Source organism: Marinovum sp. E3, from assembly GCF_055755275.1.
Genome location: NZ_CM146908.1, coordinates 2,962,161 through 2,986,922, shown reverse-complemented (window position 1 = coordinate 2,986,922; position 24,762 = coordinate 2,962,161). Strand labels below are relative to the sequence as shown.

At 66.8% G+C, this 24,762-nt stretch carries 22 protein-coding genes, 1 tRNA gene and 1 riboswitch; of the genes, 14 read left to right on the top strand and 9 right to left on the bottom strand.

Going from position 1 to position 24,762, the window contains the following annotated elements; all coding sequences use genetic code 11:
- Positions 1–15: 15 nt before the first annotated feature.
- Positions 16–1,671, bottom strand: a complete 1,656-nt coding sequence (locus AC0J5K_RS14635; protein WP_274566236.1) for a mechanosensitive ion channel family protein — start codon at positions 1,669–1,671, stop codon at positions 16–18.
- Positions 1,672–1,780: 109 nt separating this feature from the next.
- Positions 1,781–1,856, bottom strand: a tRNA-Lys gene (locus AC0J5K_RS14630).
- A 107-nt stretch (positions 1,857–1,963) separates the two neighbouring features.
- Here AC0J5K_RS14630 and dapF point away from each other — a divergent pair.
- The 7 genes from dapF (at position 1,964) to AC0J5K_RS14595 (ending at position 8,343) form a co-directional block, all read left to right on the top strand.
- Positions 1,964–2,800 (top strand): diaminopimelate epimerase, encoded by an 837-nt coding sequence (dapF, locus tag AC0J5K_RS14625; protein ID WP_074840065.1) that lies wholly within the window; start codon positions 1,964–1,966, stop codon positions 2,798–2,800.
- Positions 2,797–4,050: a tRNA (N(6)-L-threonylcarbamoyladenosine(37)-C(2))-methylthiotransferase MtaB gene (gene mtaB, locus AC0J5K_RS14620; RefSeq protein ID WP_074840063.1), complete on the top strand. Its 1,254-nt coding sequence runs from the start codon at positions 2,797–2,799 to the stop codon at positions 4,048–4,050. Before dapF ends, mtaB begins: the two co-directional genes overlap by 4 nt.
- The gene (locus AC0J5K_RS14615; protein WP_274566237.1) at positions 4,051–4,680 is read left to right on the top strand and encodes an FMN-binding negative transcriptional regulator; all 630 of its coding nucleotides are present in this window, start codon (positions 4,051–4,053) and stop codon (positions 4,678–4,680) included.
- Positions 4,681–4,723: 43 nt separating this feature from the next.
- Positions 4,724–5,329, top strand: coding sequence for a glutathione S-transferase (locus AC0J5K_RS14610; RefSeq protein ID WP_048533052.1), 606 nt, complete (start codon positions 4,724–4,726; stop codon positions 5,327–5,329).
- Positions 5,330–5,610: 281 nt separating this feature from the next.
- A complete protein-coding gene (gene petA, locus AC0J5K_RS14605; protein ID WP_048533050.1) occupies positions 5,611–6,174 on the top strand; it encodes a ubiquinol-cytochrome c reductase iron-sulfur subunit in 564 nt (187 codons plus the stop codon).
- Positions 6,175–6,186: 12 nt separating this feature from the next.
- Positions 6,187–7,530: a cytochrome b gene (gene petB / locus AC0J5K_RS14600; RefSeq protein WP_274566238.1), complete on the top strand. Its 1,344-nt coding sequence runs from the start codon at positions 6,187–6,189 to the stop codon at positions 7,528–7,530.
- Between the two features lie 18 nt (positions 7,531–7,548).
- Entirely contained in the window at positions 7,549–8,343 is a 795-nt protein-coding gene (locus AC0J5K_RS14595; protein ID WP_074840059.1) for a cytochrome c1, read from the top strand.
- A 144-nt stretch (positions 8,344–8,487) separates the two neighbouring features.
- On the opposite strand, the gene AC0J5K_RS14590 is transcribed toward AC0J5K_RS14595, so the two are convergent.
- Genes AC0J5K_RS14590 through thiB form a run of 3 tightly spaced genes read right to left on the bottom strand, consistent with a single transcriptional unit; the run spans position 8,488 to position 11,664 of the window.
- Positions 8,488–9,180: a thiamine ABC transporter ATP-binding protein gene (locus AC0J5K_RS14590; protein ID WP_074840055.1), complete on the bottom strand. Its 693-nt coding sequence runs from the start codon at positions 9,178–9,180 to the stop codon at positions 8,488–8,490.
- Positions 9,173–10,702: a thiamine/thiamine pyrophosphate ABC transporter permease ThiP gene (locus tag AC0J5K_RS14585; protein WP_274566239.1), complete on the bottom strand. Its 1,530-nt coding sequence runs from the start codon at positions 10,700–10,702 to the stop codon at positions 9,173–9,175. The genes AC0J5K_RS14590 and AC0J5K_RS14585 overlap by 8 nt, the downstream gene beginning before the upstream one ends.
- A complete protein-coding gene (gene thiB / locus AC0J5K_RS14580) occupies positions 10,678–11,664 on the bottom strand; it encodes a thiamine ABC transporter substrate binding subunit (protein ID WP_274566240.1) in 987 nt (328 codons plus the stop codon). The genes AC0J5K_RS14585 and thiB overlap by 25 nt, the downstream gene beginning before the upstream one ends.
- A 35-nt stretch (positions 11,665–11,699) precedes the next feature.
- Positions 11,700–11,808, bottom strand: a riboswitch (TPP riboswitch).
- 92 nt (positions 11,809–11,900) lie between these two features.
- Between thiB and aroC the strand changes: the two genes are divergently transcribed.
- The gene (gene aroC / locus AC0J5K_RS14575) at positions 11,901–13,016 is read left to right on the top strand and encodes a chorismate synthase (protein WP_274566241.1); all 1,116 of its coding nucleotides are present in this window, start codon (positions 11,901–11,903) and stop codon (positions 13,014–13,016) included.
- Between the two features lie 151 nt (positions 13,017–13,167).
- Here the strand turns inward: aroC and AC0J5K_RS14570 are convergent, their stop codons facing one another.
- Complete coding sequence (locus tag AC0J5K_RS14570) at positions 13,168–15,900, bottom strand: [protein-PII] uridylyltransferase (protein ID WP_274566242.1); 2,733 nt, start codon at positions 15,898–15,900, stop codon at positions 13,168–13,170.
- A gap of 28 nt (positions 15,901–15,928) precedes the next feature.
- The gene (locus tag AC0J5K_RS14565) at positions 15,929–17,122 is read right to left on the bottom strand and encodes a penicillin-binding protein activator (RefSeq protein WP_048533040.1); all 1,194 of its coding nucleotides are present in this window, start codon (positions 17,120–17,122) and stop codon (positions 15,929–15,931) included.
- Between the two features lie 92 nt (positions 17,123–17,214).
- On the opposite strand from AC0J5K_RS14565, the gene rsmI reads away from it, so the two are divergent.
- From rsmI to AC0J5K_RS14545, 4 genes are all read left to right on the top strand, one after another.
- Positions 17,215–18,090, top strand: coding sequence for a 16S rRNA (cytidine(1402)-2'-O)-methyltransferase (gene rsmI / locus AC0J5K_RS14560; protein ID WP_274566255.1), 876 nt, complete (start codon positions 17,215–17,217; stop codon positions 18,088–18,090).
- Between the two features lie 17 nt (positions 18,091–18,107).
- Positions 18,108–18,512 (top strand): YraN family protein, encoded by a 405-nt coding sequence (locus tag AC0J5K_RS14555; RefSeq protein WP_074840047.1) that lies wholly within the window; start codon positions 18,108–18,110, stop codon positions 18,510–18,512.
- A 70-nt stretch (positions 18,513–18,582) separates the two neighbouring features.
- Positions 18,583–19,518 (top strand): glutathione synthase, encoded by a 936-nt coding sequence (gene gshB, locus AC0J5K_RS14550; protein WP_048533038.1) that lies wholly within the window; start codon positions 18,583–18,585, stop codon positions 19,516–19,518.
- A gap of 5 nt (positions 19,519–19,523) precedes the next feature.
- A complete protein-coding gene (locus tag AC0J5K_RS14545; protein WP_274566243.1) occupies positions 19,524–20,414 on the top strand; it encodes an alpha/beta hydrolase in 891 nt (296 codons plus the stop codon).
- Here AC0J5K_RS14545 and AC0J5K_RS14540 read toward each other — a convergent pair.
- Entirely contained in the window at positions 20,380–21,894 is a 1,515-nt protein-coding gene (locus tag AC0J5K_RS14540; protein ID WP_274566244.1) for a YifB family Mg chelatase-like AAA ATPase, read from the bottom strand. The genes AC0J5K_RS14545 and AC0J5K_RS14540 overlap by 35 nt on opposite strands.
- A gap of 79 nt (positions 21,895–21,973) precedes the next feature.
- Positions 21,974–22,846 carry a glutathione S-transferase gene (locus AC0J5K_RS14535; protein WP_274566245.1) on the bottom strand — a complete coding sequence of 291 codons (873 nt, stop codon included), beginning with the start codon at positions 22,844–22,846 and terminating at the stop codon, positions 21,974–21,976.
- Positions 22,847–23,044: 198 nt separating this feature from the next.
- Here AC0J5K_RS14535 and AC0J5K_RS14530 point away from each other — a divergent pair, with 198 nt between their 5' ends.
- Both AC0J5K_RS14530 and AC0J5K_RS14525 read left to right on the top strand, forming a co-directional pair.
- Positions 23,045–23,923 (top strand): RNA polymerase factor sigma-32, encoded by an 879-nt coding sequence (locus AC0J5K_RS14530; protein WP_274566246.1) that lies wholly within the window; start codon positions 23,045–23,047, stop codon positions 23,921–23,923.
- The gene (locus AC0J5K_RS14525; protein ID WP_274566247.1) at positions 23,920–24,693 is read left to right on the top strand and encodes a ChaN family lipoprotein; all 774 of its coding nucleotides are present in this window, start codon (positions 23,920–23,922) and stop codon (positions 24,691–24,693) included. The genes AC0J5K_RS14530 and AC0J5K_RS14525 overlap by 4 nt, the downstream gene beginning before the upstream one ends.
- Positions 24,694–24,762: the final 69 nt, after the last annotated feature.

Sequence of the window (24,762 nt, the reverse complement as noted above, 5' to 3'; positions counted from 1 at the left end):
GCCGCGCCCTGCCTGTCAATCGTTGTCCGGCACGTGGCGGCCGCCAATGACCCGTTCGCGCGGCCACCAGTCGGGATGGTTAGCGCGGATGAAGGCCAGAAGCTGTTCGCGCAGCCGCATTTCGACTTCCCAGCCGGTCGAGGGATCGGGGGTCATGACGTAGCAGGTGATTTCCTGGCCATGTTCGTTGTGATCGGTCACGAAACACGCCAGCGATTCGGGTTCGATCACGCCGTCCAGGTCTTTGGCCAGCGTCTCGAAGGTCTCGCGCAGAACCTCGGCGTCGGCGGCATGGTCGAGCCAGAGCCGGACGGTCTTCATCAACCGCGCATCCTTGACCGACCAGTTCTCGAACGGCCTGGAGACGAAGTATTTCACCGGCACGATGATCCGCCGCTCGTCCCAGGTGCGCAGCCGCATGAAGGTGTAGAAAATGCTTTCGACATAGGCCCAGTGACCTTCGAATTCGACGCTGTCGCCGATCCGCACAGGCTTGGCCAGGGCGATCTGAAGCGAGGCGAGGATATTGCCCAGCACGGCCTGCCCGGCGATGCCGAGCAGCACGGTCAGCACCCCGGCCGAGGCCAGCAGGGTGATGCCGAGCGATTCGAACAGGTTGAGCTGCACCAGAACGAAAATCGCCGCGAAGCCGACCATCAACAGCACGATGACCCGCCGCAGCGCGTAGATCGAGGTGTAAAGCTCGCGCTTGTCGAGATTGCGCGCATCGTCGATCTCGCCCACGTAGCGCTGGGTCACGCGGTCGAGGACGGCGTCGATCACCCGCAGGATGGCGATGCCCACCGCAGTGGTCATGACCACCACGAAAAGCGGCTGCACCACCGCCGTGACCGGCCCCGAGAAGGACACCGCCAGCTCCAGCACCGTCTGCGCCACCAGCGCCACGACGAACAGCGCAAGCGGCACGCTGGCGCGTTCGGCGGCGGTCTTGAGAAAGGGGCGCCGTAACCGGCCCGAGGCCGCGTCCAGCGTGTTCTTGACCGCCCAGCCCAGCGCGAGCAGCGTGACGACCATCACCGGAAGGCCGATCCACTCCCATATCCGCAGGGCGCCCAACTCGCGTTGCAGGCTGTCGGGAATGTGGCGCTCGAAGGCGCGCGGCCCATAGGCATCGTGCAGCGCCGGCACGTCCTCGACGGTCTGCGGGGTGAACAGCCAATGCGCCTCCTCGCCGGTTGGCGCCTTGTACCGGGCTAGGCGAATCTCGTAGGCGCGACCATTGAGCTGAAACAACTTGATCCCGAGGTCGCGGCGCACCTGGCCGGCCTGCGGATTGCTGCTGCTGCCACTTTCGACCAGCGCATCGGGCCGCGCCGGCAGCCCCGACCAGTCCAACCAGACCCGCCGGTCGATCACCTGATAGAGCTGTTGGGCAAAGCGTTCGCCCGCTTCGGCCTGGCGCTCCGGGGGCAGGGCGTTGAGGTTGAGCATATGCTGCGCCGCCGCGAAATTGCCTTCGTCGGACAATTCGACAAAGGCCCGCATCGCCGAGCGCGGCGTCGACCGGTCAAGTTCTTCCGGCGCCGGGCCCAGCCCGGCATTGAGCGCATCGACCTCATACCACGACTGGCTTTTCTCTTCCTGGGCCACGAGGGGAAGCGCGAGGCCGATCAGGACCGCGAGGAGAAGAAGCCGGATACGGTGAAGCATACCACCAAACGCCGCGCTGCCGGGTTGGTTCCACGCTGCTGTGCGCACAAGGTCTCGGCGCCCCGGTCCCCGGAGGGGGTGGCATGGAATTTTCGGCGATTTGGTGCAGTGGTGAGCCGTGCAGGATTCGAACCTGCGACCCACTGATTAAAAGTCAGTTGCTCTACCAACTGAGCTAACGGCCCACTGTGTTCGCGGCTTCTAGAAACTGCGGCCGATAGGGTCAACCCCGAAAACGCGAAAAATCGTCAGCCTCTGGAATAAGTTCTGTCAGAGGCGTATATGCGCGCCCATGAACACCATGGATCAGACAGATCGCACCTTCATGAAGATGCACGGTCTGGGCAACGATTTCGTTGTCCTCGACGGTCGTGCGCGCAAGCTTGCGATGACCCCGGCGCTGGCCACGGCGCTGGCCGACCGGCATCGTGGCGTCGGCTTCGATCAACTGGCGGTCATCGTGCCGGGCGCGGAGGTCGATGCCGAGCTGATTTTCTACAACGCCGATGGCTCGATTTCCGCCGCCTGCGGCAATGCCACCCGCTGCATCGCGCGGCACCTGATGGACGAGACCGGCAAGACCCGGCTGCGCCTGAAGGCCGGCGCGCGCGTGCTCGAGGCGCGGGATGCGGGGCAGGGGCTCACCTCGGTCAACATGGGCCCGCCCGAGACCCATTGGCAGGGGGTGCCACTGGCGCGCGCGATGGAGACGCTGGAGCTGCCGATCGAAGGCGGCCCCACCGCCACCGGCATGGGCAACCCGCATTGCACCTTCTTTGTCGCCGACGCCGAGGCGGTGGATCTGGAGAGCCGAGGCCCCGAGATCGAAAATCACCCGCTGTTCCCCGAACGCACCAATGTGCAGTTTGTCAGCGTGACCGGCGAAAACATCCTGCGGATGCGCGTCTGGGAGCGGGGCACCGGGGTGACACTGGCCTCGGGCTCGTCGTCCTGCGCCACCGCCGTGGCGGCGCATCGCCGCGGGCTGACCGGGCCGGAGGTGACGATCCACCTCGACGGCGGCGAAATCCGCATCCGCGTCACCGACGAAGGCGTCTGGATGACCGGGCCGACGGCGCATGTCTTTACCGGCACCCTGACCGATGCCTTTCTGGAGAGCCTGACATGAGCGCGCCGGTGTTTTCGACCATGGGTTGCCGCCTGAACGCCTATGAGACCGAGGCGATGAAGGAGCTGGCCGCCGAGGCCGGCCTTGATGGCGCCGTGGTGGTCAACACCTGTGCCGTCACCGCCGAGGCGGTGCGCAAGGCGCGGCAGGAGATTCGCAAGCTTCGGCGCGAGAACCCGCAGGCCCGGCTGATCGTCACCGGCTGTGCCGCGCAGACCGAGCCCGAGACCTTTGCCGCGATGGACGAGGTCGACCTGGTGGTCGGCAATACCGAAAAGATGCAGCCCGAGACTTGGCAGGGCCTGGCGGCGGATTTTGTCGGCGAGACCGAGAAGGTCAAGGTCGATGACATCATGTCGGTCACCGAGACCGCCGGCCATCTGATCGATGGTTTCGGCACCCGCTCGCGCGCCTACGTGCAGGTGCAGAACGGCTGTGACCACCGCTGCACCTTCTGTATCATCCCCTATGGCCGGGGCAATTCGCGCTCGGTGCCGGCGGGGGTCGTGGTGGACCAGATCAAGCGGCTGGTGGATCGCGGCTACAACGAGGTGGTGCTGACCGGGGTCGACCTGACCTCCTGGGGCGCCGACCTGCCGGCGACGCCGCGACTGGGCGATCTGGTGCGGCGCATCCTCAAGCTGGTGCCCGATCTGGCGCGGCTCAGGATCTCGTCGATCGATTCGATCGAGGCCGACCCGGCGCTGATGGAGGCGATTGCCACCGAGCCCCGCCTGATGCCGCATCTGCACCTCAGCCTTCAGGCCGGCGACGACATGATTCTCAAGCGGATGAAGCGCCGCCACCTGCGCGACGACGCCATCGCCTTCTGCGAAGAGGCGCGGCGGCTGCGGCCCGACATGACCTATGGTGCCGACATCATCGCCGGTTTCCCGACCGAGACCGAAACGATGTTCGACAATTCGCTCAAGCTGGTCGAGGAGTGCGGGCTGACCTGGCTGCATGTCTTCCCCTACAGCCCGCGTCCGGGCACCCCGGCGGCGCGGATGCCGCAGGTCGATGGCCGGGCGATCAAGGACCGGGCCGGGCGGCTGCGTGCGGCTGGTGCGAGACAGGTCGCGGCGCATCTGGCGGCGCAGCAGGGCCGCGTTCATCATATGTTGATGGAAAACCCGCATATGGGACGGACCGAACAATTCGCCGAAGTGCGCTTTGCCGCGGCCCAGCCCGAAGGCGAGATCGTGACCGCAACCATCTCCGGCTTCGACGGCCAGCAGCTGGTGGTCTGAATGCATCCCAATCCGGCGTTCCGCCGCGAGGATGCGGCGCGCAATCTGGCTTTCGCCCGCGCGCGCGGCTTTGGCGTGCTGGCGATGTCGGGGGGCAGCGGTGCGCCGCTGTTGTCGCATGTGCCCTTCCTGCTGAACGCCGAGGGGACCGAAGCCGATCTGCACCTCGTCCGCTCCAATCCGATTGCGCGGGCCTGCACCGGCGCGATGGCCGGGCGGATCGCGGTGAGCGGTCCTGATTCCTACATCTCTCCCGATTGGTACGAGCTCGCCGATCAGGTGCCGACATGGAGTTATGTCGCCGTGCATCTCACCGGCGAATTGCGCCCGCTGCCGCCCGAGGCGCTCTGGGATCTGCTCGACCGGCTGACCGCAAAGTTCGAGGAACAACTGCTGCCCAAGCCGCCCTGGACCTCGGGCAAGATGTCGGCCGGGGTGATGGACAAGATGATGCGAATGATCCGGCCGTATCGTTTCGAGGTGACCGGTGTCGACGGCACCTGGAAGTTGAGCCAGAACAAGCCCGGGCCCGTGCGCGCCCGCGCCGCCGAGGGGGTCGCAGCCTATGGCCAGGGGCAGGAGCTGGCGCTGCTCGCCGCCCTGATGCGGGGCGTGGACACCGCCGGATAGGCTGCTAACCTGCCGCAAATTCCGCAACGGAAAGGACAGCGGCATGAAACTTCTGATGGCGGGGCCGTCGCCCTTTGTCCGCAAGGTCATGGTCACCCTGCATGAGACCGATCAGGTCGATGCGGTGGAATACGAAACAGTCGTGGCCTCGCCCACCGGCCCCTCGCCCGAGCTGATCGCGGCCAATCCGGTGGGCAAGATCCCGGCGCTGATCCGGCCCGATGCGCCGACGATCTACGACAGCCGGGTGATCTGCCGCTTTCTTGATGCGCGGGTGCAGGGCGGGCTTTATCCCGAGCGCCGTCAATGGGATACGCTGACCCTCGAGGCGACGGCGGACGGCATGATGGATGCCGCCGTGCTGATGGTCTACGAGGCGCGCTTCCGCCCCGAGGAAAAGCAATCGGCGGAATGGGTCGAGGCGCAATGGGCCAAGATCGACCGCGCGGTCTCGGCGCTCAACACCCGCTGGATCAGCCATCTGCGCGGACCGCTGGACATCGGCCAGATCGCGGTGGGCTGCGCGCTCTCCTATCTCGACTTCCGCCATGCCGCGCGGGTCTGGCGCACCGGCAACCCGGCTCTGGCCGATTGGTATGCCGAATTTGCCGAGCGGCCCTCGATGCAGGCCACCGCACCGAAGGACTAAACGGCCAAAGATTCGTCCGAGTCGCCGAACGGTCGGGAATTCGGCTCCAAGCGCTTCGCCGGGTTGGCGAAATTTCGGCCCTCGGCCGGCTCATGGGCGTCGGGAACGCGATTTCAATGCTTTTTTGGCGCGACAATACGGCGCGATGGCCCCTGCGCGCTTTTGAACGCTGGACGCCATTTTGAGGCTTGGTTACATACCGCACCAGGAAAGCTGCATTCGGTCTCGTGTGCGGCCATGATTTTATAGCCAGTCATCTGGCGCTGAAATGGAGATCACTCGTGTCCCACGCAGACGATCACGAAGGCACCCGCAGAGATTTTCTCTACTATGCCACCGCCGGCGCGGGCGCCGTTGCGACCGGTGCAGCGGTCTGGCCGCTCGTCAATCAAATGAACCCCTCCGCCGACGTGCGCGCGCTCAGCTCGATCCGGGTCGATGTCTCGGGTGTCGAGCAGGGCACGCAGCTGACGGTCAAATGGCTCGGCAAGCCGGTCTTCATCCGTCGCCGCACCGCGGCCGAGATCGAAGAGGGCCGCGCCGTAGATCTGGACGACCTGATCGATCCGATCGCGCGCAACCCCAACATCTCGGGCGAGACCGCGGCCACCGATGAGAACCGCACCCTGGACGAAGCCGGCGAATGGCTGGTTCAGATGGGCGTCTGCACCCACCTCGGCTGTGTGCCGCTGGGCGATGGTGCCGGTGAGTTCGGCGGCTGGTTCTGCCCCTGCCACGGCTCGCACTACGACACCGCGGGCCGCATCCGCAAAGGTCCGGCGCCGGAAAACCTCCATGTGCCGCCTGCCGTCTTCGAAGACGAAACCACTCTGCTGCTGGGATAAGGAGCGTAAGATATGGCTGGTATTCCTCACGACCATTACGAACCGAAGACCGGTGGCGAGCAGTGGCTGCACAAGCGACTGCCGATTGTCGGGCTGCTGTATGACACGATCATGATCCCCACCCCCAAGAACCTCAACTGGATGTGGATCTGGGGCATCGTTCTGACCTTCTGCCTTGTGTTGCAGATTGTCACCGGCATCATTCTGGTGATGCATTACACGCCGCATGTCGATCTGGCCTTCGCCTCGATCGAGCACATCATGCGCAACGTCAACGGCGGCCATTTCATCCGCTATCTGCACATGAACGGCGCCTCGCTGTTCTTTGTCGCGGTCTATATGCACATCTTCCGCGGTCTCTACTACGGATCGTACAAGGCGCCGCGTGAAGTGACCTGGATCATCGGCATGCTGATCTACCTGGCGATGATGGGCACCGCCTTCATGGGCTACGTTCTGCCCTGGGGTCAGATGTCCTTCTGGGGCGCGACGGTGATCACCGGCCTGTTCGGCGCGATCCCCTTCATCGGCGAGCCGATCCAGACCTGGCTTCTGGGCGGGCCGGCGGTCGACAACGCGACGCTGAACCGCTTCTTCTCGCTGCACTACCTGCTGCCCTTCGTGATCGCGGCGCTGGTCGCGGTGCACATCTGGGCCTTCCACACCACCGGCAACAACAACCCCACCGGTGTGGAAGTGCGCCGCACCTCGAAGGCGGAAGCCGAAAAGGACACGGTGTCGTTCTGGCCCTATTTCGTGATCAAGGATCTCTTTGCCCTGGCGGTGATCCTGGTGGTGTTCTTTGCCATCGTCGGTTTCATGCCGAACTACCTCGGCCACCCCGACAACTACATCGAGGCCAACCCGCTGGCGACGCCCGCGCATATCGTGCCGGAATGGTATTTCCTGCCGTTCTACGCGATCCTGCGCGCCTTCACCTCGGAAGTCTGGGTCGTGCAATTCGCCTCTTTCGTGACCGGCGGCATCGTCGATGCGAAATTCTTTGGCGTGCTGGCCATGTTCGGTGCCATCGCGGTGATGGCGCTGGCACCTTGGCTTGATACCTCCTCGGTGCGCTCGGGCCGTTATCGCCCGATGTTCAAGTGGTGGTTCTGGCTGCTGGCGTTCGACTTCATGCTGCTGATGTGGCTGGGCGCCATGCCGGCGGAAGAGCCCTATGCCACCTTCTCGCTGATCGCCTCTGCCTATTGGTTCGCCTATTTCCTGGTGATCCTGCCGCTGCTCGGCGTGATCGAGAAACCGCAGACCCCGCCCGCCACCATCGCGGATGACTTCGACGCGCATTATGCCCCCAAGACCGGCGGCACCAAGACCGTCGTGTCCCCCGGCGAATAATCGAGAGGCAAGAGACAGATGACCATCAAGACCCTCACGATCTCGGCCGTCACCGCGCTTGCGCTGACGGCGACCGGGGCCCTTGCCGCCGTCGCGGAAGGCCCCAAGGAAGATGTGGACTTTTCCTTCGAGGGCCCGTTCGGCGCCTTTGACGAGTTCCAGCTTCAGCGCGGCCTTCAGGTCTATACCGAGGTCTGCGCCGCCTGCCACGGGTTGCAATATGTGCCGATCCGCACGCTTGCGGACGAAGGCGGCCCGCACCTGCCCGAAGATCAGGTTCGCGCCTATGCGGCCCAGAACTTCGAGGTGTTCGACGCCGAGCTGGATGATTTCCGCCCGGCGAAACAGACCGACAACTTCCCGGCCAACACCGCCGTTGGCGCGCCCGACCTGTCGCTGATGGCCAAGGCGCGTGCCGGCTTTCACGGCCCCTATGGCACCGGCCTGAGCCAGCTCTTCAATGGCATGGGCGGCGCGGAGTACATCACCTGGATCCTCACCAGCTATACCGGCGAGGAAAAGACCGAGGCTGGCGTGACGCTGTATGAAAACACCGCCTTTCCGGGCGGCTGGATTTCCATGGCGCCGCCGCTGGACGACGGGCTGGTGGATTACGCCGACGGTCATTCCAATGACCAACAGGCCCTGGCCGAAGACGTCTCTGCCTTCCTGATGTGGACGGCGGAGCCGAAGATGATGGCGCGCAAGCAGGCCGGTCTGACTGGCGTCCTGTTCCTCGTGCTGCTTTCGGTGCTGCTCTACCTGACCAACAAGCGCATCTGGAAGCCGGTCAAGAACCGCACCAAGGCCTGAGGCTCGGCCGATATCATTCCGAAAGGCCCCGCTTCGGCGGGGCTTTTTTTGTTGTCGCCGTGCCTGCGCACGCCGACCGGGGTGGGGGCTTTGCCCCCACACCCCCAGGCGTCTTTTCAAAGAGAAAAAGCCTTGGAAAGGGGCTCAGCCGTCGCCGAGATAGGCTTGCAGCTGTTTGCTCGGCGTGGCGAAGAAGCCCTGGGTGGGCTGCGGCGGGTGCAGCGCGCCCTGCGAGACCAGCGCCACCTCATCGGCGACCCGGCGGGCGTCTTCGGGGGCGTGGCTGACCATCAGCACCCGGATGCCCTGCTCTGCCGCCAGCCGGGCGACCAGATCCAGCATCTCGCTGCGCAGCGCCGGACCCAGAGCCGAGAACGGCTCGTCCAGGAGCATCAGCGGGCGGTCCTGAAGCAGCACCCGCGCCAGCGCCGCACGGCCCTGCTGGCCACCCGAGAGCGCCGCCGGCCTGCGCCCGCCCATGCCGCCGAGGCCGACCTGCGCCAGCGCCGCCTCGATGCGCGCGAGCTGGTCCGCGTCGGGGCGGCGGGTGGTCATCGCAAGCGCCAGATTGGCGCGGACAGTGAGATGCGGAAAGAGATTGTTGTCCTGGAACAGGATGCTCACCGGACGTTTCGCCGGCGGCAGGCCGGAAATCTCCTGCCCGTCCCAGAGCACCTGGCCGGAGGTCGGCGCGAGAAAGCCCGCGATCATGTTGAGCAGGGTGGACTTGCCGGCGCCCGAGGGGCCGATCAGCGCGGTGAACCCGGCGCTGATGCGGGTGTCGGCGGTGAGGTGGAAATCCTCCTGGTGATAGGCGATCCGGCGCAGCTCAAGCATTGGCGCGCCGGCCCTTGTCGAACAGCCAGAACAGCCCGAGGCTGAGGGTCAGAAGCAGCAGGGCCGCGCCTTGGGCGGCCTCCATCCGGTAGGCGGCCATCAATCGGTAGAGTTGCAGCGGCAGGGTGGCGTGTTCGCCATCGGCAAACAGCGCAATGACCCCGAGATCGCCCATCGACAGCGCCGCCGTCAGCCCGGCGGCAAAGCCCAGCGGCCGGCGCAGGCGCGGCAGCAGCACGATGCGCCACAAAGCGAAGCCGGTGATGCCCAAGGTGGCGGCCAGGCGGCCGAAATCGGCGCGGGCGGCGTCGAGTTCCGGGCGCAGGATGCGCAGGACGAAGGGCAAGGCCATCAGCGCATTGACCAGCAGGGTGACAGGCAGGGCGGCCTCGGCCGGGCGCATCAGCGGCTGGACGATGAGGAACAGCCCGGTGCCCAGCACCAGACCCGAGACCGCGACGCCGAGCAGGCCGGCCAGTTCGCCGGCCCTAGTGGCCAGCGGCAGGGCCAGCACCAGGGTGAGCGCGGTGGCGCCGAGGGCCACCGAGACCGAGCGCAGAGCGGCCTGCCAGGTCTCGACCGGCAGGACCATCAGGCCGGGCAGCCCGGCCAGCACGATCATCGCCAGCGGGGTCAGCAGGAAGAGCGCGGCGAAACCGATCCAGAGCGCGTCGCCCAGCCGGGCGGGCCGGCTCCGGCCGTCCCAGCGGGCCTGGAGGCGGTCGAGGCCGGCGCCGAAACCGTCGGGCGGCGAGAGCAGCAACAGCGCCAGTGCCGAGGCGATGCCCAGCGCCAGCTGCACCAGCGCCAGCGTCGCCGCCTTGGCGAGATCGAAGTCGAACTTGAAGGCCTGGTAGATCGCCAGTTCCACCGTGGTGGCGCGCGGCCCGCCCCCCAGGGTCAGTGCGACGGCAAAGGAGGTCAGGCAGATCACGAAGATCACCGCGAAGGCGCCGGGCGCGATGCGGCGCAGCATCGGACGTTCCAGAAGACGCCCGACCGGCGCGTCGAGCGAGGCGGCGAGGCGGAAGCGCTCGGCCGGGATGGCAAGCCAGCCTTGCAGGATCAGCCGGGTGGCCAGCGGCAGGTTGAAGAAGACATGCGCCAGGATCACGCCGTGATAGCCATAGATGTCGATGCGCGGCAGGCCGAGCGCGCCGGTGAGCTGGTTGACCAGACCGTTGCCGCCGAACACCGCCAGAAGGCCCAGCACCGCGACGATCACCGGCAGAATGAAGGGCGCGCCCAGCAGGGCGATCAGCGCCCCGCGACCGGGGAAGCGCTGGCGCGACAAGGCGCGCGCCACCGGCACCGCCAGCGCCACGCTGAGCCCGGCCGAGACCGCCGCCTGCCAGAGGGTGAACCAGAGCGCGTCGAAATCGGCCGGTCCGAGCGCGCCGAGCCCGCCGGCGCGCCAGATCACCGCGGTCACCGGGCCGATCACCAGCCCTGCGACCAGGAGCGCCCAGAGCCCCGCCCCGGACCGGGGCAAAGAGCTCAGCGGGAGAGCGCGCTGCGCCATGCCTCGATGGCCTCGTCACGCAGCGCGGCGGCCTCGTCCTCGTTGTAGAACAGCACCTTTTCCGGCATCGGCAGCGCACGGAACCCTTCGGGCCATTTCTCCTGCGGCAGCGCCGAGGGGAGCGACCAGTTCGAGGTCGGGATCATCGACTGGAAGTCTTCGGTCAGGACATAGGCCATGAATTGATCGGCGAGTTCGGGGTTGTCGGTGGTGGCCAGCTTGGCGGCGAGTTCGACCATGAAGTAATGGCCTTCGGGAAAGATCGCCGCCGCCTTGGTGTCATCCTCTTCCGCGATGATGTGATACGCCGGCGAGGTGGTGTAGCTCAGCACCATGTCGGCCTCGCCATCGGTGAACAGGCCGTAACTCTCGGACCAGCCCTTGGTGACGGTGACGATCTTGGGGGCGAGCTTGGCCCAGGCGGCCTCGGCCTCGTCGCCATAGACGGCATGCACCCAGAGCACCAGCGCGAGGCCCGAGATCGAGGACCGCGGATCCTGGATCACCAGCCGCAGGTCGTCGGGGGCGTTCAGCAGATCGTCGAAGCTGGCCGGGGGGGTGGCCACCTTCTCCTTGTTGTAGACAAAGGCGGTGTGGCCGTAGTTGAACGGCAGGAAGGTGTCGTCCTGCCAGACGACCGGCAGGGTCAGGGCCGAGGTGTCGAGGCCATGCGGCGCAAAGAGGCCGCTCTCGCGCGCCTTCTTGGTGACGTCGGAGGTGAGGCCGATCACCACGTCGGCTTCGGTGCGTTCGCCTTCGAGCAGGATGCGGGGCAGCAGATCGCCGGTCTTGTAGACCAGATCGCAGCCACAGCGCGCCTCGAACCCCGCTTCGATGCCGGGGCCGGGGCCCCATTCGGATTTGAAGTAATCGCCTGCGTAAACGGTCAGCACGGGGGTCTCGGCCGCCGCCATGGTAGCGGTGGCGGCGATCATGCCCGCGGCAAGGGTGCGTCCCAGCATGGGTCTCTCCTCAGTTCGGGGCGGAGTGGGGGAGCGCCGGGGCGGTCGACCTTCCCTCCGCCGGTTCTAGCCGGTTCAGGTTCAACGGGTTCGCGATTTGCATCTCAGCTGGTTTGAACTGCGCCAGCACCCCGAGGTGGCCTCATACCTAGGGTGCGGGCCGGGCCGCATCAAGCCAATAGTGCTTGAGCGTCGCCGGGCGGGGCCTTAGGGAAGGGGCAAATGGAGGGTCTGACATGAGCTACAATACCTTTGGCCGCATGTTCCGCGTCACCACCTGGGGCGAGAGCCACGGGCCGGCGCTGGGGGCGACGGTGGATGGCTGCCCTCCGGGGATCGCGATCGATCCGGCCTTCCTTCAGCGCTGGCTGGACAAGCGCAAGCCGGGGCAGAACAAGAACACCACCCAACGCAAGGAACCCGACGCGGTGGAAATCCTGTCGGGCGTCTTCGAGGGCAAGTCGACCGGCACGCCGATCCAGCTGATGATCCGCAACACCGACCAGCGGTCGAAGGATTACGGCGATATCGTCGAGAAGTTCCGCCCCGGTCATGCCGACATCACCTATTGGCAGAAATACGGCATCCGCGATTATCGCGGCGGCGGCCGGTCCTCGGCCCGCGAGACGGCGGCCCGGGTGGCGGCCGGTGGCGTGGCGCGGGCGGTGCTGAACCAGATGCTGCCGGGGCTGAAGATCACCGGCTACATGGTGCAGATGGGCGAGAAACACATCGATCGGTCGCGGTTCGACTGGGACGAGATCGGCAACAACGATTTCTGGCTGCCGGATGCCGCGGCCGTGCCGGAGTGGGATGCCTATCTGGGCCATCTGCGCAAGGATGTGCATAATTCGGTGGGCGCGGTGATCGAGGTGGTGGCGCAGGGCGCGCCGGCCGGTTTGGGCGCGCCGGTCTATGGCAAGCTGGACACCGATCTGGCGACCGCGATGATGAGCATCAACGCGGTCAAGGCGGTGGAGATCGGCGACGGCATGGCGACGGCGGCGCTGACCGGCTCCGAGAATGCCGACGAGATCTTCATGGGGCCGGACGGGCCGGTCTATTCCTCGAACCACGCCGGCGGCATCCTGGGCGGCATTTCCACCGGCCAGGAGATCGTGGTGCGGTTTGCGGTGAAGCCGACCTCGTCGATCCTGACAACGCGCAAGACGATCACCAAGAGCGGCGAAGAGACCGAGATCATCACCAAGGGAAGGCACGACCCCTGCGTCGGCATCCGCGCGGTGCCGGTGGGCGAGGCGATGATGGCCTGCGTCCTGCTCGATCACATCCTGATGCATCGCGGCCAGATCGGCGGCGCCGTGGGCGACACCCTGGGCCGCATCGGCTGAGCCATGTGACACCGTCCCGGGCCTGATCCGGGAACTCATGGCCGGGTGGCTTGCGCGCGGTTTCGACGTGCCGGCGTGGCTGCGGAGGCCCCGGATCAGGTCCGGGGCGCGGGCCGCGACGTGCCGGCGGTGGCGCGGTTTGCCTTTGGGCTCAGGACGCGGCCCGTTCCGCGCCTTTCTCGATCGCCTCGCGCAGCTTCCGTTCCAGCGCCTTCTGTTTTGACGGCGCGTGGAACTTCAGGCCGAACATGTCCTTGACGTAGAAGCTGTCGACCACCTGCTCGCCATAGGTCGCGATCACCGCCGACGAGATATAGACGTTGTTGTTGGCCAGCGTCCGGGTCAGGTCATAGAGCAGCCCGGGCCGGTCGCGGGTGTCGACCTCGATGATCGTGTAGATCTCGGAGCCGTCGTTGTCGAAGGTGATATGGGTCGGCACCCGGAAGGCGCGTTCGCGTTTCTTGATCTTGTCGCGCGACTTGATCGCCTCGCCGGTGACCACTTCGCCCATCAGCGTCTTGTGGATCATCGAACGCATGCGCGGCAGCTTGCTGGCCTCGTAAGGCGCGCCCTCGGCGTCCTGGATCCAGAAGGCGGCGGTGGCGAAACCGTCCTTGGTGGTAAAGGTCCGCGCATCGACCACATTGGCCCCGACCAGTGACAGCGCGCCGCACATCCGGCTGAAGATGCCGGGGTGATCGGCCATGGCAAAGCAGACGCGGGTGGCGTCGCGGTCCTCGTCGGGATGGACGTCGATGGCGATGGCGTCATCCTCGAGCCCGCGCACCAGATTGGCAAAGACCACATGCGCGGTGATGTGAAGACCCTGCCAATATGGCGGATAATGCCGTCCGGTCTCGGTCTTGACATCCTTGGGGGGCCAGTTGGTGAGCGCCCGGCGCAGGTGCTTCTTGGCCTCGGTGCCGCGGTTCTCGCGGTTGAGCGCCTCCATCCCGTCCTCGAGCGCCCGCCGGGTCTGGCGATAGAGTGCGCGCAGCAGTGCCGCCTTCCAGTTGTTCCAGGTGCCGGGGCCGACGCCGCGGATGTCGCAGACCGTCAGGACGCAGAGCAGGTTGAGCCGATCCACCGACTTCACCGCCTTGGCGAAATCGCGCACCGTGCGGGGATCGGCGATGTCGCGTTTCTGCGCCATATCCGACATCAGCAGGTGATAGCGCACCAGCCATTCGACGGTTTCGCTGTCTTTCCGGTTCAGCCCCAGCCGCGGTGCCACGATGCGGGCGATCCGTGCCCCGAGGATCGAATGATCCTCGTCTCGGCCCTTGCCGATGTCATGCAGCAGCAGGGCCACATAGAGCACCCGGCGGTCGATGCCCTTCTCGATGATCTCGGTCGAAACCGGCAGCTCCTCACCCAGCTCGCCGCGCTCGATCTCGGCCAGGTGGTGGATCACCTGGATGGTGTGTTCGTCCACCGTGTAATGATGGTACATGTTGAACTGCATCATTGCCACGATCGGCGCGAACTCGGGGATGAAGGCCGAGAGCACGCCCAGCTCGTTCATCCGTCGCAGCGCCCGCTCGGGGTTGCCGTGTTTCAGCAGCAGGTCGAGAAACAGCTTGTTGGCCGCCGGGTCGCGGCGCATGCCGTCGTCGATCAGTTGCAGGTTGGATTTCACCAGCCGCATGGCATGCGGATGGATCAGCAGATCCGAGCGCAGCGCCTCTTCGAACAGCCGCAGCATGTTGAGCTTGTCGGACAGGAACGCCGCTTCGTCGGCAATCGCCAGCCGGCCATGGGTGACGGTATAGCCGGTCTTGACCTTGGTCTTCCGGGTGAAAATCCGTTCGAGCAGGGCCGGCCCCTTGGTGTGGTCGGCCTCCAGCGCGGTCAGGAAGATACGGGTCAGGTCGCCGACCTCGGTGGCATGCAGGAAGAAATCCTGCATGAAATGCTCGACCGCGCGGCGCCCGCCGGTGTCCTGATAGCCCATGGCGGCGGCGACCTCGACCTGAAGGTCGAAGGTCAGTTGCTCCTGTGGTCGACCGGAGACGAGGTGCAGGTGGCAGCGGGTGGCCCAGAGAAAGGTCTCGGCTTTGACGAAGCCCTCGTATTCCTCTGGCTCGAAGACGCCGAGCCGGACCAGTTCGCTGGAATGGGCGACGTGATGGACGTATTTGGCGATCCAGTAGAGCGATTGCAGGTCGCGCAGCCCGCCCTTGCCCTCCTTGACGTTGGGTTCGACCATGTAGCGCTGGCCGCCCTGCTTTTCGTGCCGGGTGTCGCGCTCTTCGAGCTTGGCCTCGACAAACTCCCGCTCGGACCCTTTGAAGAGATCATTGTTCAGCCGCCGCGACAGATCGGCGGCCAGCGCCGCGTCGCCGGCCAGAAGCCGGTGTTCGAGCAGGGCGGTGCGGATGGTGAAATCCTCGCCGCCGAGCCGGATGCAATCGCGGATCGTGCGCGAGGAATGGCCGACCTTGAGCCGCAGATCCCAGAGGATGTAGAGCATCGATTCGATCACGCTCTCGGCCCAGGAGGTGATCTTGTAAGGCGTCAGGAACAGCAGATCGACGTCGGAATAGGGCGCCATCTCGCCCCGGCCATAGCCACCCACGGCAATCAGCGCGAGCCGTTCGCCATCGGTGGGGTTGGACAGCGGATGCAGATATTCGGTTGCCGCGCGCCAGGCGCTCAGGACAAGTTCGTCGGTCAGCCAGGTATAGCTGCGCTTGGCGGCCTCGGCCTCGAGCGGGCGGGCGCGCAGGGCCTCGGCAATGGTGGCCATGCCGGCCTTGCGGGCCTGAAGCAGCTGCCCGACCAGCGCCTTGCGAAAGGCGGCCGGATCGGTCCTGTCGAAGTCCTCCATCAGATCCGCAACCGCGGCGGCATCGAAGATGCGCGCCGCGGGGCAGATCAGCATGGTCTCAAGTCGGGTCGTATCAACCGGTTCAGAAACCGGCAGTGCCAAATCGATTGGGCGCTGGGTCAAGTATCACCACCTTGTTGTCGCGCACGGTGGCGACTGCCAGCGCGCGTTCGTTCGTGCCATCCGCGCGCAGCCGGAAAATGCCGCCGGTGCCCTGGAAGCCCGAGGATTGGGTCAGCGCCGTCGCGGTCAGCGCGTCGGATTTGCCCGCGCCGACCAGCGCGCCGATGGCGGCGATGCCGTCAAAGCCGAGGCCCGCGAGCGGATGCGGCGCGGTGCCATAGGCGCCCTGGTAACGCGACGCGAAATTCGCCGTGCGGGTCTGATCGGGCAGCGCGAACCAGCCGCCCTGGACACCGGGCAGCGACAGCGTTTGCGCCGGCACGTCCCAGCGGGCGAGGCCAATGTATTGCGTGGCGTCCGGGCTGATGCCGTTTTCGGGCAGCAGCTGCACCAGCAACGGCAGCGCGCCAGCGGCGTTCGAGGTCAGGAAGACCGCATCGGACTGCCGGGCGGCGGCCGCGATGCGCGGCATTGCGGCGATCACGCCCTGCTGCGAGAAATCAAAGCCTTCGGCAGCCACGACCCGCACGCCATTGGCGCCGGCGGCGGCTTCGATGGCGCCCTTGCCGAACTGGCCCTCGACATTGTCGGGGTAGACGACGGTCACCGACTGTTTGCCCTGGCGCGCGGCAAAACCCATCAGGCGGTCGGCCGTGTTGCGGAAGGTCGGGCCAAGCACAAAGACATTGCCGCCGGCGATCGAGGGGTTGTTGGAAAAGCTCAGCACGTTGACGTTGTCATCGGCCACCTGCACGCCCACGGCGTTGGCGGCTTCGCCGAACAACGGCCCCAGAATGATCTTGGCGCCGGCGTCCACCGCCTGTTGCGCCTGGGCCGCGGCGGTGGCGGCATTGCCGGCGGTGTCATAGACCCGCAGGTCGATCTGGACCCCGTCGAGATCGGCGACGGCGAGCCTGGCTGCGTTTTCCAGCGCGCGGGCCACCGCGCCGGCGCCGGCGTCGCTCTTGGGCACCAGCAGCGCCACTGGCACCGGCCGGCTGGTGTTGATGCGCGGTCCCGTGCCGCCGCCGACTCCGCCGATCTGCACCGGCTCACAGGCGGCGAGAGCGATCAGGCCGAGCGTGGCGGCAGCACCGCGGGCAAAACGCGGCAGGCGCAGCCGCTTGCGGGCGGCAGACAAAACGGCAAACATGGTCTATCTCACTTCGCGGTTGGGTGGCGCGGCCGGAGCCGTGCGGTTCGCCGCGATAATAAACACAGAGCGAGGCGGGTCCAGTGGCGAATGTGACAGAGGGGCGGAACTGGCAGAGAGACGCCCGCAAACTGCCGGGCGGGCTCTATTTCGTGGCGGTGCCGATCGGCAACGCCCGCGACATTACCCTGCGCGCGTTGGATGTGCTGGCCGGGGCCGATGTGCTGGCGGCCGAGGACACCCGCGCCTTACGCCGGCTCATGGAGCTGCACGGGGTGGCGCTGAACGGACGCCAGATCCGCGCCTATCACGAGCACAACGGCGAAAAGATACGCCCCGGGTTGCTTGCGGCGCTCTCCGAGGGGCAATCGGTGGCCTATGCCTCCGAGGCCGGAACGCCGCTGATTTCCGATCCGGGATTCGACCTGGCGCGGGCCGCCAGCGAGGCCGGCGCGGCGGTGACGGCGGCACCGGGCGCCTCGGCGGTGCTGGCGGCGCTCAATGTCGCCGGATTGCCCACCGACCGGTTCTTTTTTGCCGGTTTCCTGCCCTCGTCCGGTGCGGCCCGGCGCAAGGCGCTGGAAGAGCTTTCGAGCGTGGCGGCAACGCTTGTGTTCTACGAATCACCGCGCCGGGTGGCGGCGATGCTGGCCGATGCCCGCGATGCGCTTGGTGCCGACCGCCCGGCGGCGGCTTGTCGGGAATTGACCAAGAAATTCGAAGAGGTGCAGCGCGCGCCGCTGGGCGCGCTGGCGGATCGCCTGGCCGAAACCGAGCCGCGCGGCGAATTTGTCGTGGTGATCGGCCGGGGCGCGGCCCCGGCAGAGAGCGCGGAAGACATCGAAAGCGCGCTGCGTCAGGCACTGGAAACCATGTCGGTGCGCGACGCGGCGGATGTGGTGGCCAAGGGATACGGGCAAAAGAAACGGATTGTTTATCAGATGGCCCTAGGCTTGGCGAAGGATTGACGCCGGAGGGGCCGGCAATGCCACCGGAACTCGAAAATGACGACATCGGCGCCGCGCGCGCCCGGCGCGGAGAGCGCAATCACCGCGCGGGGACCTGCGCCGAAGAGGCCGTCGCGCGGCGCTATCTTGCGGCGGGCTATACCGCCGTCGCCCGCCGCTGGCGCGGCAAGGGCGGTGAGATCGATCTGGTGTTTGGCGATGGCGCCGGCGGTTTCGTCTTTGTCGAGGTCAAGACCGCCCGCGATCTCGACGGCGCGCTGGCCCGCATTTCGCCGCGACAGGTGGCGCGCATCCACGCCGCCGCGGCGGAATTTCTGGCCGATTGCCCGGCCGGGCTCGACAGCGCGGCGCGCTTTGACGCGGCGCTGATGGACGGCCAGGGCCGGATCGAGATCATGGAGGGTGCGCTGCTGGGCTACTGATGGGGGCTGCGGCATTGAACCCGCCCCGGCCTTGGGCCATGTAAGGGGCGGACATCAGCAGGAACAGCCCATGAAAATCGCCTTTCAGATGGACCCGATCGGGGCCGTGGACATCAATGCCGACAGCACCTTCCGGCTTGCCGAAGAGGCGCAGGCGCGGGGACATGAGCTGTTCTTCTACCTGCCGGACCAGCTGGCCTATCAGGAGGGCCGGATTACCGCCCGGGGCCATGATCTCACGGTGCGGCGGGTGCAGGGCGACCATGCCGATCTTGGCCCGCTGCGCGAGGTCGATCTGGCCGAGTTCGACGTGGTTTGGCTGCGTCAGGATCCGCCGTTCGACATGCATTACATCACCTCGACCCATCTGCTCGACCGGTTGAAGGGCAAGACGCTGGTGGTGAACGATCCTTTCTGGGTGCGCAACTACCCCGAAAAGCTGCTGGTGCTCGACTTCCCCGAGCTGACCCCGCCCACCGCCATCGCCCGCGATCTGCAAACCCTGCGCGAGTTCCGCGACCGGCATGGCGACATCATCCTCAAGCCGCTTTACGGCAATGGCGGCGCCGGGGTGTTCAAGCTTGCCCAGGCCGACGGCAACCTGGCCTCGCTGCACGAGCTTTTTGCCAGTTTCTCGCGCGAGCCGCTGATTGTGCAGAAATATCTACCCGACGTGACCAAGGGCGACAAGCGGGTGATCCTGGTCGATGGCAGGCCGGTCGGGGCGATCAACCGGGTGCCGGCCAAGGGCGAGACCCGGTCGAACATGCATGTGGGCGGCCGCCCGGAAAAGATCGGGCTGAGCGCCCGCGACCAGGAGATCTGCGAGAAGATCGGGCCGCTGCTGCGTGACAAGGGGCAGGTCTTTGTCGGCATCGACGTGATCGGCGACTACCTGACCGAGATCAACGTCACCTCGCCCACCGGCATTCAGGAGCTCGAGCGCTTCGACGGGATCAACGTCGCCGAGAAGATCTGGCAGGCGATCGAGGCCAAGCTGGCGTGAGCCTGATGCGCCGACTCCTCAACCCCTGGCTGCGGGTGACGGAGCGGCGGCGCCTGGCACGGGCCACCGACCCCGAGACCCTGCGCCGGGCCTTCGAGGTCAATGCGCGGCTGTTTTTCTGGCCGCCGCGCGGTGCGGCCTTTGACGCGGCCGAGATCGCCGGATGCCCGGCCACCTGGGTCGACCGGGGCCGACCCGGGCCGCTGCTGCTCTATTTTCACGGCGGCGGCTATGTCTTTGGCGCGCCGCGCACCCACCGTGCCATGCTGGCGCATCTGGCGCGGCGCACCGACGGCCCGGCGCTGCTGCCGGGCTATCGCAAGGCACCGGAACATGCCTTTCCCGCCGCTTTTGACGATGCGCTGGCCAGCTACCGGGCGGTGATGGATCATCCCGGCGGCGTGGTGCTTGGCGGTGACAGCGCCGGCGGCGGGCTCGCCCTGGCGGTGCTGGCCGGAATATTGGCGCAGGGCCTGCGCAAGCCACTGGGGGTGTTTGCCTTTTCGCCCCTGACCGACATGACCTACTCCGGCAACAGCATCGTCGGAAATGCCGGCAGCGACGTGATCCTGCCGGCCGAACGCTGTCATGAGATCGCCGAGATGTACCTTCAGGGCGCCGATCCCGCAGACCCGCGCGCCTCCCCGCTGTTTGCAGAATTCACCGGCGCGCCGCCGGTCTGGCTGACCGCCGCCGACCGCGAGATCCTGCTCGACGACACCCGCCGGATGACGGCGGCGCTGCGCGCGCAGGGCGTCGAAGTCTCCGAGACGATCACCCGGGATCTGCCGCATGTCTGGCCGATCCTGCACAGCTTGCTGCCCGAAGGCCGGGCCACGCTGGGCGATCTGGCGCAGTGGATCAGACGTCTTTCGCCCCGAGAAGCCGGTAGCTGAGCGCCTCGGCGATATGTGGACGGCGCAGGTCGTCGGCGCCGCCGAGATCGGCAATCGTCCGCGCCACCCGCAGCACCCGGTGATAGCCCCGTGCCGAGAGGCCGAAACGCTCTGCGGCCGTCAACAACAGCGCCCGGCCCTCGGTGTCGGGCGTGGCAAAGGCCTCGAGCGCCTTGCCCTGGATGTCGGCATTGACGCGGGTGTCTTCGAGCGCGGCATATCGCGCCGATTGCACCGCGCGGGCAGTGGCGACGCGGGCGGCGACCTCGGCCGAACTGTCGCCGCCCTCGGGCAGGTCGAGATCGGCGAAGGACACCGGCGGCACGTCGACGCGCAGGTCGAACCGGTCCATCAGCGGGCCGGAAATGCGGCCCATGTACTCTTCGCCACATTGCGGCACCCGGGCGCAGGCGCGTGCCGGATCGGGCAGATAACCGCATTTGCAGGGGTTGGCGGCGGCCACCAGCATGAAGCGGCAGGGGTATTTCACATGGGCATTGGCGCGGGCCACCATGACCTCGCCGGTCTCGATCGGCTGGCGCAGGGTTTCAAGCACCATGCGGGGAAATTCGGGAAACTCGTCCATGAAGAGCACGCCATTGTGGGCCAGGCTGATCTCGCCCGGTTTGGCGCCGCGGCCGCCGCCGACGATGGCGGCCATCGAGGCGGTGTGATGCGGCTCGCGAAAGGGGCGGGCGCGGGAAATGCCGCCCTCGTCGAGCAGCCCGGCGAGAGAATGGATCATCGAGGTCTCGAGCGCCTCGGCGGCGGAGAGATCGGGCAGGATGGTGGGCAGGCGCGCGGCCAGCATCGACTTGCCAGAGCCGGGCGTGCCGACCATCAGCAGGTGATGGCGACCGGCGGCGGCGATTTCCAGCGCCCGTTTGGCCCGTTCCTGGCCGCGCACGTCGCGCAGATCACGGCCCTCCGGGACGGCATGGACTTCGCCGGGTTCGGCCGGGGGCAGGGGCGACTGGCCGGTGAAATGGCGCACCACGTCTGCCAGCGTGGCGGCACCGATCACCTGGGTCGCGCCGACCCAGGCGGCCTCTGGCCCCGAGGCGCGCGGGCAGAGCAGGGCGCGGTCATCCTCGGCGGCGGCCATGGCGGCGGGCAGGGCGCCGATCACCGGCACCAGCCCGCCATCGAGCGACAGCTCGCCCAGGGCCACGATCCCGGCAACGGCGTCCTCGGGGATGATCTCGAGCGCCGCCAGAAGCCCCAATGCGATCGGCAGGTCGAAATGCGAGCCTTCCTTGGGCAGGTCGGCGGGCGAGAGGTTGACGGTGATTCGCTTGGACGGCAGGGCGATCGACATCGACGACAACGCCGTGCGCACCCTGTCGCGGGCCTCCGACACCGCCTTGTCAGGCAAGCCGACGATGGAAAAGGCGGGCAGCCCCGGGGTGACGGCGCATTGCACCTCGACCGGGCGCGCCGTCACGCCTTCGAATGCCACCGTATAGGCGCGCGCAACCATGCCACCTCCTCAACCTTTCACGCCTTGACCAAGGTGCCGCGCGAAGGGTTGAGGAAGGGTTAACAGGGGCGAGAGAAGGTTACCGCGCGGCCGCGACCAAGGCGGCAAAGGCGGGCCAGGCGGTGGGGTCGGCCAGGGTCTTGTCGCGGCAGAAGGCGTTGCAAAACCCCCAGGTCCGGCCGCGAAATCCCAGGAAATGCGCCACCGGCGCGCCGGAATAGGGGCAGATGTCATTGACCGAAGACCCCCTGTCCACCGCCTGCGCGGCCTCTGGCGCGGGTCCGGGCCATTGGGTGGTGGCATGTTCCTGGGCATAGCGCGCGAGGGTCTCGCCCCGGACCAGCCCCATGGCGCGAAAGCGGCGGAAGGCCGGATCGGACAGGTGGCGTGCGACATACCGGGCGGCGGTTTCGCCCACCGGCAGACCGTAGCCGGCGATGCGTGCGGCGACCGGTGCGAAAAACGCGTCGGCCACGCAATATTCGCCACAGAGCCAGGGGCCGCCGGATTGGGCGAGGGCAAAGCTCCAGATCTCCTCGATGCGGGCGAGATCGGCGGCCAGCGGTGCCGGCACCGGCACGCCGGCATACGCCAGCCGCAGGTTCATCGGGCAGAGCGTCCGCAAAGTGGCAAAGCCCGCATGCATTTCGGCGGCGAGCGATCGGGCGGTGGCGCGCCGCACCGGATCCATGGGCCAGAGCCCGGCCTCGGGATGGCGGCAGGCCAGCTCTTCTGCGAGCGCCAGCGAATCCCAGGCCAGCCCGCCGCCCGACAGCTCGGCACAGGGCACGGTGCGGGCCGGCGGCAGGGCCAGCTGGGCGGCCACACTCTCTGCTCGGTTGAAGTCGACCACCGCGATCCGGCAGGGAATGTCGAAGCGGTGATAGAGCAGCCAGCCGCGCAGCGACCAGCTGGAATAGGCGTAATCGCCGATATGAAGCGTATCTGTCATCAGAGCAGGTTAGAAACGCGGATTTTCCTTGTCCAACAAAGTTTTGTTCGCATCCGCATCAGCGTTGGTGACGCCATACGGCTAGGGCCGCGCGGCTGAAAATCGAATGTTTTTTCAAGTATTTTTGGTCCGCACCGGAACCGGACCCGTACCTTTGGTGTTTGAAACCAGACATCTACGGAATTGTGGGGAATGGAAATGGCACTCGACGCACTGGATGACAGAACACTGTCCCGCGCCGCCATGAAAGCCGAATTGCTGGACGCGGACACCGAACGCAGGCTCGCCTATGCATGGCGGGACGAGCGAGACGAGGTTGCGCTGCACCGGCTGATCACGGCCTACATGCGGCTGGCGATTTCCATGGCCTCGAAGTTCCGGCGCTACGGCGCACCGATGAACGATCTGATTCAGGAAGCGGGACTTGGGCTGATGAAAGCGGCCGACAAGTTCGACCCCGACCGCGGGGTACGCTTTTCGACCTATGCGGTCTGGTGGATCAAGGCTTCGATCCAGGATTACGTGATGCGCAACTGGTCGATGGTGCGCACCGGCTCCACTTCGTCGCAGAAGTCGCTGTTTTTCAACCTGCGCCGGGTCCAGGCCCGGATCGAACGCGAAGCGGCGGCCGAGGGCGGCGAGTTGGATCGCAACCAGATGCGTCACAAGATCGCCTCCGAGATCGGCGTGCCGCTGGCGGATGTCGAGATGATGGAAGGCCGGCTGTCGGGCTCGGATTTCTCGCTCAACGCGACCCAGTCCACCGAGGACGAGGGCCGCGAATGGATCGACACCATCGAGGACGAAGGCCCGCAGGCCGCCGAGCAGGTCGAGCTTGAGCATGATATCGAGCAGCTGCGCAACTGGCTGGTGGCCGCGATGGGCGATCTGAACCAGCGCGAGCGTTTCATCGTGCAGGAGCGCAAGCTCCGCGACAAGCCGCGCACGCTCGAGAGCCTCGGCAGCGAGCTGAGCCTGTCGAAAGAGCGGGTGCGCCAACTCGAGGCGGCGGCGTTTCAGAAAATGCGGAAATCGCTTGAAGGTCAGAGCAAGGAAGTTCACGACTTCCTCGCATGAGGATTCTGTTTTTCGTCTGGTTGATGAGTTTGACCCCGGTCGCCCTGGCGGCCGGGGCTTTTGATGTGCATGTCCTGGGCGAGGTGCACGACAATCCGGCGCATCATGCCGAGCAGGCCCGGCGGGTGACCGAGATCGTCCCGGCGGCGCTGGTGTTCGAGATGCTGACCGAGGCACAGGCGGCTCGCGCCCTGCCGGAACTACGCGGCGATCCGACGGCCCTGGAAGAGGCGCTGGGCTGGGCCGAGAGCGGCTGGCCCGATTTCACGATGTATTACCCGGTGTTTGCGGCGGCGCCCGAGGCGCGGATCCTTGGCGCGGCGGTGCCCCGCGCGGCGGCGCGCGCGGCGATGCGTGACGGTCTGGCTGCCACCTTTGGCGATGAGGCCGGGCGGTACGGGCTGACAGAGGCGTTACCCCCGGCCGAGCAGGCGCAGCGCGAGACCCTGCAACAGGAGGCGCATTGCGGTGCGCTGCCCGACGAGATGCTGCCGGCGATGGTGGCGGTGCAGCGGCTGCGCGACGCGGCGCTGGCGCGGGCGGTGGTCCGGGCGCTGGCGGCGACCGGCGGGCCGGTGGCGGTGATTACCGGCAACGGCCATGCGCGCCGCGACTGGGGCCTGCCGCGCGTACTGGCGCGGGTGGCGCCCGAGGCGCGGGTGCATGTGCTGTTGCAGGGCGAGGAGGACGTGGTGCCCGAGGGCGGCCACGACGACGTGGTTTTTGCCCCGGCGGCGCCGCGCGAGGATCCCTGCGCGGCCTTCCGGTAGCGGGTTCTTCCGCCCTTGCGGGTCTCCTTGCAAAGGCCGTAGGGTCGGCGCGATGTTTTTGGAGGCCGG

Coding starts and splice junctions, on each gene's coding strand:
- AC0J5K_RS14530 (WP_274566246.1), top strand. CDS start 23,045: ATGGCACTCGACGCACTGGATGACAGAACACTGTCCCGCGCCGCCATG.
- mtaB (WP_074840063.1), top strand. CDS start 2,797: ATGAGCGCGCCGGTGTTTTCGACCATGGGTTGCCGCCTGAACGCCTAT.
- AC0J5K_RS14565 (WP_048533040.1), bottom strand. CDS start 17,122: ATGTTTGCCGTTTTGTCTGCCGCCCGCAAGCGGCTGCGCCTGCCGCGT.
- AC0J5K_RS14525 (WP_274566247.1), top strand. CDS start 23,920: ATGAGGATTCTGTTTTTCGTCTGGTTGATGAGTTTGACCCCGGTCGCC.
- AC0J5K_RS14610 (WP_048533052.1), top strand. CDS start 4,724: ATGAAACTTCTGATGGCGGGGCCGTCGCCCTTTGTCCGCAAGGTCATG.
- gshB (WP_048533038.1), top strand. CDS start 18,583: ATGAAAATCGCCTTTCAGATGGACCCGATCGGGGCCGTGGACATCAAT.
- AC0J5K_RS14590 (WP_074840055.1), bottom strand. CDS start 9,180: ATGCTTGAGCTGCGCCGGATCGCCTATCACCAGGAGGATTTCCACCTC.
- AC0J5K_RS14555 (WP_074840047.1), top strand. CDS start 18,108: ATGCCACCGGAACTCGAAAATGACGACATCGGCGCCGCGCGCGCCCGG.
- AC0J5K_RS14540 (WP_274566244.1), bottom strand. CDS start 21,894: ATGGTTGCGCGCGCCTATACGGTGGCATTCGAAGGCGTGACGGCGCGC.
- AC0J5K_RS14545 (WP_274566243.1), top strand. CDS start 19,524: ATGCGCCGACTCCTCAACCCCTGGCTGCGGGTGACGGAGCGGCGGCGC.
- AC0J5K_RS14535 (WP_274566245.1), bottom strand. CDS start 22,846: ATGACAGATACGCTTCATATCGGCGATTACGCCTATTCCAGCTGGTCG.
- AC0J5K_RS14585 (WP_274566239.1), bottom strand. CDS start 10,702: ATGGCGCAGCGCGCTCTCCCGCTGAGCTCTTTGCCCCGGTCCGGGGCG.
- petB (WP_274566238.1), top strand. CDS start 6,187: ATGGCTGGTATTCCTCACGACCATTACGAACCGAAGACCGGTGGCGAG.
- dapF (WP_074840065.1), top strand. CDS start 1,964: ATGAACACCATGGATCAGACAGATCGCACCTTCATGAAGATGCACGGT.
- AC0J5K_RS14635 (WP_274566236.1), bottom strand. CDS start 1,671: ATGCTTCACCGTATCCGGCTTCTTCTCCTCGCGGTCCTGATCGGCCTC.
- AC0J5K_RS14595 (WP_074840059.1), top strand. CDS start 7,549: ATGACCATCAAGACCCTCACGATCTCGGCCGTCACCGCGCTTGCGCTG.
- AC0J5K_RS14615 (WP_274566237.1), top strand. CDS start 4,051: ATGCATCCCAATCCGGCGTTCCGCCGCGAGGATGCGGCGCGCAATCTG.
- aroC (WP_274566241.1), top strand. CDS start 11,901: ATGAGCTACAATACCTTTGGCCGCATGTTCCGCGTCACCACCTGGGGC.
- thiB (WP_274566240.1), bottom strand. CDS start 11,664: ATGCTGGGACGCACCCTTGCCGCGGGCATGATCGCCGCCACCGCTACC.
- AC0J5K_RS14570 (WP_274566242.1), bottom strand. CDS start 15,900: ATGCTGATCTGCCCCGCGGCGCGCATCTTCGATGCCGCCGCGGTTGCG.